Here is a 12731-nt window from a genome sequence, read left to right on the forward strand (position 1 = left end):
GATCTCATCGCTGCCATCAACGCTATCCACTCAAACAGCAGACCTGACTAACGTGAGCCAACTCGGGGAGGCAACACGAACAGAAACGCGGCGCTACCGACGAACACTGCCAGGGTGACGAGCGCCTCGGGACCCTGCAGAGCCACGAGCAGTGGCCCGGTGAGCATGATCGCCACACTCGCCGCACGGACGAGGACACCGGCGATTAGCAGCCCGCCCACCATGGCCTGCGGAACGAGCAGCAGCGTGCCCCCAACGCCCTCCGGGACGTCTATGCCAGGGTCCAGGACCACCCGGTCGAACGCCAAGACGAGAAGGCTGACACCCAGATGCGCGGCGAGAAGCCGGGGCACCCATGGCACGAGCGACCCTAACCGCCGGGCCGGCTTGATCACCGCCAGCTCGGGAGTCGGAAGACGCGCCGCCACCGGGCGCAGCAAGAGGGTCACCGCGACGGCTGCGGCCGCCGCGAAGACGACGCCCGGGCGCAGCAGCGCCCCAAAGTCCAGTGGATAGGCCTCCGGGGCGTTGACGAACCACTCCTGGTGGGCGCCTGCCGGCACAGCGCTCCCTGCCACGACGATCCCAACGATTAAGGCAACCACGGTCCCTCGAGCGACCACAGGCACGATATGACGCCTCCTAGGAACCATCAAGGGGATGAGTCTCATCCACGCGAGTCCAGCGTCACGACAGGGTTGGGCGTAAGGACCTGAAAGCAGGCCCACATTGGGTTCCCCGTTCCTGCATGCCGAGCCGTGGCACTCCTACGTGGGGTTATCGCCTGGACCAAACAATTATCAGACTCGCTGTGCCAACGGTGCCGATTGATGCATGCCTGTTTGTGTCCTTTCCTGTGTCTTGAGTGCGGTGTAGGCGCGAAAGTGTTGCTGTGCGGTCCCGCTAGGAGGACCGCGATGTCAGCCAGACCATGGAGCCGATCAGCAGCGCCAGCCCCAGAGTCCAGATCAGCAGGCCCTCAGAAACGGGCCCGAGGGAGCCCAGCGAGAAGCCGCCGGGGTTCGCCTGGAACTGATCGTTCTTGAGATACGCGATGATGTCTCGCTTGTCCTCCGGCGGGATGTTTGCGTCGTTGAAGACCGGCATGTTCTGTGGGCCAGTGGTCATGGCGGTGTAGATGTCGACCTCGTCCACCCCGTCCAGCGACGGCGCATACTTTCCTTCAGTCAGCGCGCCGCCGGCAGCGGCAGCGTTATGGCACATGGCGCAGTTGTTGCGGAACAGTTCACCGCCGCGGGCAGCATCGCCCTGGTCGACATCAAGGTACTCATCATCCGGTACAGCCGGGCCCGCGCCAAGGCTTGCCACGTAGGCGGCCATCATCGTGGTCTGCTCATCGTTGAACTGCGGAGGCTTCTGCTGGGCCTGCGGTCCCTGCATCTGCATCGGCATACGGCCGGTGCCGACCTGGAACTCTACCGAGGCAGCACCTGCGCCGACCAGGGATGGTCCGGCGTCTGAACCTTCGGCGTCCATCCCGTGGCAGGTGGCGCAGTTTGCGACGAACAGACGTTCGCCCTCCTCCACCTGCTCGGCACTGTATGCCTCAGCAGCGCCGTTGGATGCCTGCGCCTGGTTGACCGTGGTTGCAGCGGCGTAGAGCCCGCCGCTGAGTAGCAGCCCCAGCAGGAGCAACGCTACAAAGGCGAACGGGTGGCGGCGCTTCTGCGTCAGTGCCTTCATTTAGCCGTTGTCCTTTTCTTCTTCGGTGCGATGGTAGAGCGTAATGGGTGCGTGATCGTCAGACGAACAGCGGAAGCTGGTAGACGATCGCGAACAGGCCCGCGATCACGTGGATTCAGTAGAAGTCGGTGGTGAAGTAGAAGCGAACGCAGAACGTGGCGGACTGCCCGGCAATGAACATCGGCTCGCTGGTGAGCCACACCATGGTGCCCGCAGACACCATGGTGTGGCCGGTTCGGCAGCGTGCGTGTCGGGAAATTGGGGGCTTGGATTGCCGATGTCACACAGCCATTGTGACCTCAAAACAACCAGGTTCGCCGTTAGCGTCCCGGGTGTGACACGTGGCCAAAACGGCTGGTCACCTCGATTGCCGCGTCATGACTGGGATCAAGGTTATTGGGGTGTAACTAAAGGTGAACAAATATTTCTACAGCTCGTAGAAAAGTGGCGCTTCTCTCTCGGTTCCCCGGTGCAGAATTGCTGCCACGCCCCCTGGCTCGATAGGTTGGGGGTGTGAATCCAGCATCAGAACCAGCTGCAGCCTCATGGCCCAAAAATTCTGGAGAGCCTTCCTCTACAAGACTTTCGGGTGGATATTCTCCACACCACGAGAACAGGCTTGGGTCCACGGCGGGTCACCCGCCGAAGGGTATCTAAGCTCAGAGCGCACACTGCAGAGGTTCTTCGAACCGATGGCCGGATTGGGGGTCGTAGGCGTTGGCCAAGCCCGAGTTCCGGGAGATAGTCAACTGCATGGGTGATTCTCGTGCGCCATTCTTTGGCGAAATGCGTAACGCTTACCGAACCGTAACTGAGCGGCTTAACATGGCTGTATGCATCCAGTGACGCGTGCTTCCGCCCTTCACACTTCTAATCGCAGACACCATGTGTGCGACTTCCGGGCCGTCATCTTCGATATGGACGGCGTAGTCACCGATACCGCGCAGGTGCACGCCGCGGCGTGGAAGAAGCTCTTCGACGGCGTGCTGGATGCAGTGGGCCAGCTGCCGGAGAACCGCGATGTGGTCAGGGCTGAGCCGCACCGGCTGGCACCATTCGACATTGCGGACGACTACCTGCGGTTTGTGGATGGTCTGCCTCGCGAGGAGGGGGTGCGTTCGTTCTTCGCCTCCCGCGGCCTGACACTGCCGCAAGACTCTGGCGCCGCCAACGGCGAGCTGAGCGTCGATGCGCTGGCCAGACGTAAGCAGGGATACTTCGATGAGGTGCTGCGCACGGAGGGTGTCGCGGTCTTCCCTGATGCGCTGAAGGCGCTGAAGCAGCTGCGCGGTGCAGGTATTCCGATTGGTCTGGTCACCGCCTCGCGCAACGCTCACACCGTGCTCTCCCAGGCAGAGGTGATCGATTACTTCGGCCACATCGTCGATGGCAGCACCGCGGTGGAGCTTAACCTGCCGGGCAAGCCCCACCCTGCCACGTTCCTCCACGCCGCCCGCCTGCTGGGGGTGGAGCCCCAAGACACGGTGGTGATTGAGGACGCCGTGGCTGGAGTGCAGGCCGCCGTCGCCGGTGACTTCAGCCTGGTGGTCGGGGTCGACCGGCACGGTTCCCCGGAGCGGCTGAGTGAGGCGGGCGCCGTCGTCGTGGATGATGTATCCGCCCTGGATCTGCAGCACTGCGTGACCCGGCCCTACGACCCTGCCTGGATGCTGGCCTATGACAGCTTCGATCCGGCAGAGGAGGGCACTCGCGAGGCGCTGTGCACCCTGGCGAATGGGTATTGGGGCACCCGTGGCTCGGTGCCGGGCGCCCAGGCCGGGGAGGTGCATTACCCAGGGACCTATGTGGCGGGGGTGTTCAACCGGCTGGCCTCCACAGTTGAGGGCCGCGAGGTGGAGACCGAGCACCTGGTCAATATGCCTGACTGGACGGTGCTCTCCGTGACCCCCGACGGCGCTGATCCGCTGCTGCCCACCACCGGGCAGCTGATCGAGTATCACCAGGAGCTGGACCTGCGCCGCGGCCTGCTCACCCGCATCCAGCGCTATCAGGATGCCGACGGGCGGATCACCCGACTGATCACCCGGCAGTTCCAGTCCCTGGCCGAGAGGCACATGGCCGGCCTGGAGATGCGCGTGGAGGCGGAGAACTGGTCCGGCGAGCTCACCCTGCGGTCGGTGATCGATGGGCGGGTGGCCAATCGCAACGTCGCCGATGACCACCAGCTCGCCTCCCGCCACCTGCAGCCCGCGGGGGCTCGGGAGGTGGACGGGGCCACCGTCCTGTTGGAGATGATGACCAACAACTCCCAGGTTCGGGTGGCCGTGGCGGCCCGCACCCGTCTCACCTCCGACGCCGAAGGCCGCGAACCCAGCAGCCGGCTCATCGAGGAGGATGACACTGTCATCGGTCACGACATCGGTCTGCACGTGGAGGCCGGGTCGCCGGTGACCCTGGAGAAGATCGCGGCCATCTCCACCAGCCAGGATCCGGCCGTGGCCACCGTGGCGGAGAGTGCGGCCGCACAGGTGGCTCGCGCGCCGGGCTTCCGGCAGATGCTGAACCGTCATGAGGAGCGGTGGGGGATCATTTGGGCACGCGCCGCTGTGCACATGGAACACCAGGAAATGTACTCACGCGACGACGGCGATGAGTGGGTGGGCCTGGATCACGATTGCGCCAACGAACGCCACCAGTTGGCGTTGAATCTGCACACCTTCCACGTGTTCCAGACAGCCTTCGGCTCACACCAGGAGACCGACGTCGCCCTGGGTGCACGTGGGCTGCACGGGGAGGGATACCGCGGCCACATCTTCTGGGATGAGATGTTCATCTACCCCACCCTGACTCTGCGTCGCCCCGAGTTCACCCGCGGATTGCTGATGTACCGGTACCGGCGGCTGAATGAAGCCCGAGCCAATGCGCGGGCCGAGGGTTACGCCGGGGCGATGTATCCGTGGCAGTCCGGTTCCACCGGGCGGGAAGAGACCCCCAGCGAGCTGTGGAATCCGCGCTCGGGAACGTGGATGCCGGATAACTCCCATAATCAGCGCCACGTCTCGCTGGCGGTCGCCTACTCGGTGCTGCGCTACTTCGAGGCCACCGAAGACGAAACGTTCATCTCCAACTTCGGCGGAGAGATGCTGGTGGAGATCTGTCGGTTCTTCGTGTCGCTGGCCCACCACAACCGAGACACTGGGCGGTGGGAGATCCACGGTGTGATGGGCCCGGACGAATATCACGACGGCTACCCCGATACCCCCGGCTCCGGGCTGCGCAACAACGCCTACACCAACGTGCTGGCCTCCTGGGCGCTGGCGGCCACCGTGCGGCTGCTGCGCTGGATGGACGGCCGAGACGATCCGCTGAGTCAGTGGCTGGACGTCTTTGAGGACGAGCTGCGCCACTGGGAGGACATCGCGGCCAACCTGAAGGTCCCATTCATGGATGACGGGATCATCAGCCAGTTCGATGGCTACGAGGACCTGCTGGAATTCGACTGGGATGACTACCGGGACCGGTATGACAATATTGGCCGGCTGGATCTGATCCTGCAGGCCGAGGGGGACTCCACCAACCGATACAAGCTTTCCAAACAAGCTGATGTGCTGATGCTGCCCTACCTGTTCTCCCTCCAGGAGCTGCAGGAGACCTTGGCGACTATGGGGTACGAGTTCTCGGTGCAGGGTCTGCGGAACACGGTGGACTACTACTTGGCGAGGACCTCCCACGGCTCTACCCTGTCGCGCCTGGTGCATGGCTGGGTGGCAGCCCGCACCGACAGGTCCGCTTCCTGGGCACTGTTCGCTGAAGCGTTGGAGGCAGACCTGTCCGACACCCAGGGCGGCACCACACGCGAAGGTGTTCACCTAGGTGCGATGGCCGGGACAGTGGATATGGTCATCCGCTGCTTCGCCGGGGTGGAGACGCGGAAAGATAGGCTGCGCCTGAACCCACGGCTGCCCAAGGAACTGCCCGGCGTGCATTTCCAGGTGCGCTTCCGGCATCAGACGATTGACATAGACATCACCCACCAGGAGGTCACCGTCACCCTGCCGGGCTCATCTTCCCAACCGATTCAGCTGTTCGTCGAGGGAAGAGAAGAGACCATGGCCCCCGGTGACACCTCTACAGTGCCACTACACGGCAAGACCTGAGGAAATCTCGCGCCTCGTTATCTCCGATCTGGATGAAAAGGTCAGGCCTCTTCCGGCTGGGGGACCACCATGACGGGGCCTTCACCGCGGAGCAGCAGTCCACGTGAGACCGAGCCGAGCATGGTGCTCCTCAGTCCGCCGAGCCCACGGGTGCCCACTACAATCAGCTGCGCGGTACGGGACTTCTTGCGCAGCACGCTGACCGGGTCGCCGGGCTCCACAGTCGTTGAGACCTCCAGGTCGGGGAAGTGGTCCTTAAGCCAGTCACGTTCGGCATCTACGGTTTCCTGCAGCTCAGCCCTGCGCTGCTGGGTGACCTCATCGACCTGATTGGTCAGCTCCGGGTACCACAGCAGCGCACCATCCAGCGGAGGCAGCACCATGAGAATCTGCAGAGTGACCCCGCGCTCGGAGGCCGCCCGTGCCGCCTGCAGCACTGCTGTGCGGCTATGGGCGGAGCCGTCGATTCCAACGACCACCGGCCCGGAGCTCTCCACCGGGGCGAACCGTGCTGTGCCTTCGCCGTCGTCGTAGTTGCCCGGAATGATGACGGTGGGCGACTTGGCATAGGCCGGCAGAGCCGAAGCCACCGAGCCCAGCAGCAGCCCCAGGAAGCCGCCAAGCCCGCGGCCACCGACTACCACCAGCTGAGCATCCTGTGACTTCTCAACCAGGATGCCAGCAGCGTCCCCCTCTTCAGCCAGGTAAGTGACCTCTCCGGGATAGTCCTCCAGCAGCTCACGCGCTAGGTCCAGAGTCGGTTTGGTGGCCTGGTACTTCAGCTGCTCATCCGGTATGCGCGGAACAGCAGCCAGGGTGGCGTACACACCTGGCGCAATGGTGAAGGAGGTGACCACAGTCAGGGCACTGCCGCGTCGCTGAGCGGATCGTGCCCCATAGTGCAGGGCAAGTTTCGAATAGTTGGACCCGTCGAACCCGACCACGACCCCCAACGTCCGCTCGGCCGAGGTGAAGTCACTGGTGCGCGATGGGGTGGCAGCATCCTGGCTCATGGAAGCCCCTCTCGTGGGGGCGCTTCGGCGAAGACGGCGGCGGTGGCCCCGCGTGAAGAACCGTCCCCGTCACCACTACTCTAGTGGGCCTACCGGACACCCTGCTCGGTACCGCTCTCCAGGCAAGCGGTGACACATCCTCAATGATGTGGCACCCACTGATTCGGCGTCTGCGGCCTCATCGACTGGCAGGCCCGCATAGAGCAGAATGTTCTCGCCGTCGATCTCAACCTGGTGGGTGGTGGCGTCTACCGTGGCGGGCAGGGAGAGCACCTTGCCGTTGCGCAGACAGAATCGAGCGGAGTGCTGGGGGCACTCGATGACGTCGTCCTCGATGAAGCCTTCCGCCAGGGAGGCGGCGCCGTGCGTGCATTCGTCGTCGAGGGCGTAGAACGTCCCGGTCTCGGCGTGGAAGACCGTGATCGCCACGGTGCCGGTCGTCTCTGCGGGGATCAGCAGGGTCTCCCCTTCCGGGATCTCGCCAGTGGTGCCCGCGATGATAGGTTCCGGTTGTCGCATGATGCGTTGAGTCCTTTTCTGCTGCTCTGCGGCGCTGGGATCAGAAGGAGCGGGTCAGGATCGCTGTCTTGACTTCGGAGATTGCTTTGGTGACTTCGATGCCGCGTGGGCAGGCTTCGGTGCAGTTGAAGGTGGTGCGGCAGCGCCACACGCCCTCTTTGTCGTTGAGGACCTCCAGGCGCAGGTCTCCTGCATCGTCGCGGGAGTCGAAGATGAACCGGTGGGCGTTGACGATCGCGGCGGGACCGAAGTACTGGCCGTCCGTCCAGAACACCGGGCAGGAGCTGGTGCAGGCGGCGCACAGGATGCACTTGGTGGTGTCGTCGAAGCGCTCACGGTCTTCCGGGGACTGCAGCCGCTCCGCGGTGGGCTCCGGGGAGTTGTTGATGAAGAACGGCATGATCTCGCGGTAGGACTGGAAGAAGGGTTCCATGTCCACGATCAGGTCTTTTTCGATCGGCAGGCCCTTGATCGCCTCCACCACGATCGGCTTGGAGGTGTCCAGGTCCTTCAGAAGGGTCTTGCAGGCCAGTCGGTTGCGTCCGTTGATGCGCATCGCATCAGATCCGCAGATGCCGTGGGCGCAGGAGCGCCGGAAGGTCAGGGTACCGTCGATCTCCCATTTGACCTTGTGCATGGCATCGAGCACCCGGTCGGTGCCGTACATGGTCAGCTGCCACTCGTCCCACCAGGCGTCTTCAGCGCGCTCGGGGTCGTAGCGGCGGATCTTCAGGGTGATGTCAAAGCTCTCAACAGCACCGGCGCCGTCGCCGCTCTCCGCCAGGTCAATCTTGGAGGCTGGCTCGTTTTCCACTGTGGGAGTGCTCATCAGTACTTACGCTCCATCGGCTCGTAACGGGTAAAATTCACCGGCTTGGTGTCCTTTGGAAAAACCGGTCGAGTTCGTGCTCTAGGTTTGCAGCGGCTGCTGGGCCACCAGTTCGTGGTCCGGACAACTGGCCCTGGATAGCCACCGCGGACGCGCCGCGGATGGACTCTTTGCCCGGTCTGCCTCCAAGCTGTTTCTTCGGATCGGAGTAGGAGTAAAACAATTCGGCCGCCGGGCGAGTCCGAGACGACCTCGCGCCCGCCGTTACCTCCCCGAATTCGTCGAATCCTCTCCCGCTTGACCGGTAATATCAAGCTCTGCAGGACCCTGCGCTTGGCACTCATCTTCAATCTGGAGTGTCGAAAAATATACATCGAATTGAGTCCGTAACAGCCGTGAAGCCGTGCGTAAGACTCGACGACCATCCTTCTGAGGATCAGGAACGTGCAGATGTGCAGAGAATACGATTTGTCCTGACGTAATGGCCCAAGCATGTACATGGTGGACATCATGGACACCTTCGATGGCAGTCAGTGTCGTGGTTGCTTTCTTCAGATCCAGGTCATGAGGTGTGCCTTGAAGTAGGATGCGCAGCGCTGAACGGAGAATAGACCAAGACACCCAGAGGATCACCAACCCAAGCACTATACCCATCAGCGCGTCTATCACGTAAAGGCCAGTGAACCGGATAGTCAGAGCCGTAATGATAATGAGGACACTGCCGATAAGCGTTTGGAGGATGTGCGAGAACGCACCTTTGACGTTGAGGTTGGTTTTTTGGCGCTTGTATAATAACCAGAAAGCAAGCGATTCGGTGATGATCCCCCCCACCGTCACCAGGATCATCACACCTGTTGGGAGCGCTACCGGATCACCGACCCGCATAGCCCCCATCCAGATGACGGTTATGGCCATGATGATCAGAATCAGTCCGTTGAACAGCGCGCCGATGATCTCGGCTCGCGCCCACCCAAAGGTATACCTGACTGTTGCTGGCCGGGCACTCACTCGCTGCGAGACTAAGGCGATGAGCACTCCACCTACGGTAGAAAAGGTGTGGAGAGCATCAGAGATCACCGCCACCGAACCAGTCCAAATCCCCACGATGAGTTGCGGGAGGAAATAGGCTCCAGTGAGCGACCCAGAAATTATTAAGGCGCGTCGATCTCCGGCGACACTGTGCCCACCATGCGAACTATCACTCACAACAAATCACCTACAATAAAAATCAAGCCCGACGCAGTGACCTAGCGCCATCCTCTGCATGGGCAAATTCCAGCCCTGAACTTACGACCATACACCTGCCTCCTCATAAGCCTGACTGCGGCCATACCGTTCGAGCGCATGAAACTGAATTCTTCTGCTGCATATGGGCAGAGTAGAGAGGCCCACCGGCAACATGGTGCACGTGCATCAGGCACGTCCCTGGCTTAAGTCTTCCGCCGAAAATTGGAGTGAGGGGTATGAACCCCGGGTGGTGGACAGGCTGAGACTGGCCCATACTGGGTCGGAGAATGCGAGTATCCACTATGCCGAAGAACATCTACTCGGAAGAGTTCAAAGTTGATGCGGTCGGCCTTTACGAGAGGCATCCAGAGCTGTCCTATACGAAAGCAACTGAGGATCTGGGATCGGCGCGGCGACAATGAAGGTCCGGGTCCGCCAGGCTCGCAAGAAGTCCGGGAAGGTCTCGACACAGCCGGCAGGTTTCAGCCGCCGCTGAAGCGCGCCGGAGACGCCGGAGGAGGAACTGGTCCGCCTGCGGGTGGAGAACGAGTCCCTACGAGCTGATAAGCGGACTACGCGGGCTGATCTGGACAGGGTCACCGAGGAGCGGGCGATCCTGCCGAAGGCCACGAAGTATTTTCCCGAGCAGAGACGAACTGGTGATCCGCTTCCAGTTCGTTGAGGACCACCGAAACACCCATGAGGTGAAGCGGATGTGCCAGGTGCTGGGCGTCCAGCGCTCCAGCTTCTATAAGGGGCGCCAGGGGCGCGAAGCACGCCAGGCGCGGAAGGAGTACCCGGTGTGGGAGGTTTGCCCCGCGAGGCCGCGGAGTTGTCACGCGTAGCCAAGACGGTTGAGAAGGCACAGTCTGTTAAGGTCGAGATCCAGCGATGGCCATCGGGTCTCGAGCGCCTTCGTCCCGGTGGCCATCGCGGCCGCCGTCGTCGCTCTCAGCAGGTGATTGGGTACGGTTCGCCGCCCTGGTGCCCTGGAAAACCACCGTGAACACCGCATCGCCTAAGGGAGTTGCGGCAGGGTCCACCGCGCAGGGTCAATGTCTCAGGCCGAGGGTGTCAGGCTCTACCGCGACCAACCGGTCAGTAGTACTGGTTGTAGTTGTATTGCGGTGTCGGCAGCCCCCTTTCGGACAGCAACGCCGAGCGAGTAGCTTCGGGGCAAGCCGCACGCACGACCCGTGGTCTAATATATTGGTCTGATCTGGGGCATCTGCCTGAGAGGACGCATGTTCTCCGGGCGACTGCTCATAGTTTGAAGACTTGGTTCTGCTGAGGGACCACTGCTTTCCACGAGAGGTCGCGGTCAATTCGACTGCGCAGCGTGTCCGCGGCTTGGGGTTCACCGTGAACGATGAACACCTTCTTCGGTGCTGTGCGGAATCCAGCCAGCCATCTCATCAGCCCAGAGGCATCTGCATGTGCTGAGAGTCCCGGCAGATTAGCTACATCTGCGTTGATGGGGACCCATTCTCCGTGAATTTTGATGTCTTCCGCTCCCTGAAGGAGTGAGCGGCCGCGTGTTCCTGCTGCTTGGTATCCCGCTAAAAGGATGGTGCTGCGCCGGTCGGGTCCGAAGACTTTCAGGTGGTGCAGTATCCGGCCGCCGGTGGCCATGCCGCTGGCGGATATGACGATCTTGGGTTCACGGCTGCGCGAGATGCGCTTGGAGTCTTCGGGGTGGCGGGTATAGGTGGCAAGGCTGTCCACGGCCTTAGATGTGGGCGAGTCCAACCGGTGATCGTTGGGGTGATCGCTCATCAACCGGCTGGCATTAATTGCCATGGGACTGTCGAGGTAGATCGGGACAGCCGGCAGCTGGCCCGAGTGCCGCAGACTCCACAGGTAGTAGAGCAGGGTCTGTGCCCGTCCGACCGCGAAGGAAGGTATGAGCACAGTGCCGCCGCGTCGCGTGGTTCTCTCCACCACTTCAGCAAGTCGCTCGGCAGCGTGGGAGACGTCGTGGAGACGATCGCCGTAGGTGGATTCGATGACGACGTAGTCTGCTTCCGGCACCGGTTCAGGATCGAACATGACCGGGTCGTCATACTTCCCCAGGTCTCCGGAGAATACGACCCGCCGGCCACCCCATTGGATGTCTGCCGTGGCGGCGCCCAGGATGTGCCCGGCCCGACGGAACCGGACTGTGGCTCCATTCGGTGTTTGGAAGGGTTGGACGAAGGGGTAGGTGATGAAAGCATCCAGGGCCCGTTGAGCGTCCCGGGTGTCATAGAGCGGCAGGGCGGGGGAGTGTTTGGTCTTCTTGATGCGGTTCAAGAACGCGGCGTCCTTCTCCTGCAGCCAAGCGCTGTCTTTGAGGATCAGCTCCGCGACGTCTCGCGTCGCCTCCGTGCAGATGATCGGACCGGTGAATCCGTCGCGGACCAGCCTGGGCAAGTATCCGCAATGGTCGAGGTGAGCATGGGTGAGAATCACGGCGTCGATGCTTGATGCGTCGACCGGCAGGGGCCTCCAGTTGAGTTCACGCAGATTCTTCTGCCCTTGGAAGAGCCCGCAATCTATGAGGATTCGGTCGCCGTCGTGCTCCAGCAGGTGTTTTGACCCGGTGACAGTTCCTGCCCCGCCGAGCGATGTGAGCGTCAATCCGGCCATCTGCGGTTTCCTCTCCAAGTTCTCAGTGTTGCTTGCGACGGTCTTCACCAGCATCGGTAGTCAGCGCCCGGTCGAACTGGTCAGCTTCCTCAACGTCACGATACGCAGATCCTTATCTTCCCGACCAATGTGGCGGCTCAAGAAACGCACAACTGGTCCTCCGCACCGCCCCACACAACAAGCTTGGTGAAATCCTCGACCTCTCCTATCAGTCACAACGGGGGGCTGTGCTACCCCCATGGCTGACTCGATCTGCGAGCTGGTCAAGGACGGCGGGCTCGTGTTCGGCAGCCCATTGGAAGACCTCGCTGGGCGGCAGAACGCCTACGGCTTTACCGCCGTCGAAAACCAGCAGTGGCCAGACCTCATCCTGTGTGAACAGGTCAACGACAGCGGCCACCGAGTCTTCGACACTTAAGTACGGCTTGCTCTTCACCGCTCCTGCACAACGCTTAGATGCCCACCGTTCGGTTGGCAGCTCGTGGAGACTCGCGATCTCTTGGTAGGTGATAACCCCGATAGGCCGGTCTGACAAGTTGATGACCGTCACGTACTCTGTCCCGGTCTCTTTCAGTACGCGAGCTGCCGTCTCCAACGCTTGGGTATGACAGATCGTCGGCCCTAGCTGTAAGAGGGCGTGACGTTATTGACACCGATCGGGACCAGTGAGGCCGGGGGCATCTCGCCACAGGC

Annotated in this window: 10 protein-coding genes; 3 read left to right on the forward strand and 7 right to left on the reverse strand. The window is 62.1% G+C overall.

Features of this window, described 5'->3' with window-relative positions:
* Positions 1-47: 47 nt before the first annotated feature.
* Together FEF26_RS14260 and qcrC are read right to left on the reverse strand one after the other, a co-directional pair.
* Positions 48-629, reverse strand: a complete 582-nt coding sequence (locus tag FEF26_RS14260) for a hypothetical protein (RefSeq protein ID WP_138254207.1) — start codon at positions 627-629, stop codon at positions 48-50.
* Between the two features lie 274 nt (positions 630-903).
* Complete coding sequence (gene qcrC, locus FEF26_RS14265; protein WP_138254208.1) at positions 904-1704, reverse strand: cytochrome bc1 complex diheme cytochrome c subunit; 801 nt, start codon at positions 1702-1704, stop codon at positions 904-906.
* Between the two features lie 833 nt (positions 1705-2537).
* On the opposite strand from qcrC, the gene FEF26_RS14270 reads away from it, so the two are divergent.
* Positions 2538-5822: a beta-phosphoglucomutase family hydrolase gene (locus tag FEF26_RS14270; protein ID WP_138254209.1), complete on the forward strand. Its 3285-nt coding sequence runs from the start codon at positions 2538-2540 to the stop codon at positions 5820-5822.
* A 41-nt stretch (positions 5823-5863) separates the two neighbouring features.
* Here the strand turns inward: FEF26_RS14270 and FEF26_RS14275 are convergent, their stop codons facing one another.
* The 4 genes from FEF26_RS14275 to FEF26_RS14290 all read right to left on the reverse strand — a co-directional run bounded on the left by FEF26_RS14275 (position 5864) and on the right by FEF26_RS14290 (position 9389).
* On the reverse strand, positions 5864-6835 hold the full coding sequence (locus FEF26_RS14275) for a universal stress protein (protein WP_138254210.1): 972 nt from the start codon (positions 6833-6835) through the stop codon (positions 5864-5866).
* A gap of 75 nt (positions 6836-6910) precedes the next feature.
* On the reverse strand, positions 6911-7354 hold the full coding sequence (locus FEF26_RS14280) for a non-heme iron oxygenase ferredoxin subunit (protein WP_138254211.1): 444 nt from the start codon (positions 7352-7354) through the stop codon (positions 6911-6913).
* A gap of 40 nt (positions 7355-7394) precedes the next feature.
* Positions 7395-8183, reverse strand: coding sequence for a succinate dehydrogenase iron-sulfur subunit (locus FEF26_RS14285; RefSeq protein ID WP_138254212.1), 789 nt, complete (start codon positions 8181-8183; stop codon positions 7395-7397).
* 264 nt (positions 8184-8447) lie between these two features.
* A complete protein-coding gene (locus tag FEF26_RS14290; protein ID WP_138254213.1) occupies positions 8448-9389 on the reverse strand; it encodes a cation diffusion facilitator family transporter in 942 nt (313 codons plus the stop codon).
* Between the two features lie 308 nt (positions 9390-9697).
* On the opposite strand from FEF26_RS14290, the gene FEF26_RS16295 reads away from it, so the two are divergent.
* Positions 9698-9832, forward strand: a complete 135-nt coding sequence (locus tag FEF26_RS16295; protein WP_279536502.1) for a hypothetical protein — start codon at positions 9698-9700, stop codon at positions 9830-9832.
* 841 nt (positions 9833-10673) lie between these two features.
* Here the strand turns inward: FEF26_RS16295 and FEF26_RS14295 are convergent.
* Positions 10674-12038: an MBL fold metallo-hydrolase RNA specificity domain-containing protein gene (locus FEF26_RS14295; protein WP_138254214.1), complete on the reverse strand. Its 1365-nt coding sequence runs from the start codon at positions 12036-12038 to the stop codon at positions 10674-10676.
* Between the two features lie 238 nt (positions 12039-12276).
* On the opposite strand from FEF26_RS14295, the gene FEF26_RS14300 reads away from it, so the two are divergent.
* Positions 12277-12456 carry a hypothetical protein gene (locus tag FEF26_RS14300; RefSeq protein WP_138254215.1) on the forward strand — a complete coding sequence of 60 codons (180 nt, stop codon included), beginning with the start codon at positions 12277-12279 and terminating at the stop codon, positions 12454-12456.
* The last annotated feature ends 275 nt before the right edge of the window (positions 12457-12731 follow it).

The sequence above is a fragment of the Nesterenkonia salmonea genome, assembly GCF_005771525.1.
GTDB classification, from domain to species: domain Bacteria; phylum Actinomycetota; class Actinomycetes; order Actinomycetales; family Micrococcaceae; genus Nesterenkonia; species Nesterenkonia salmonea.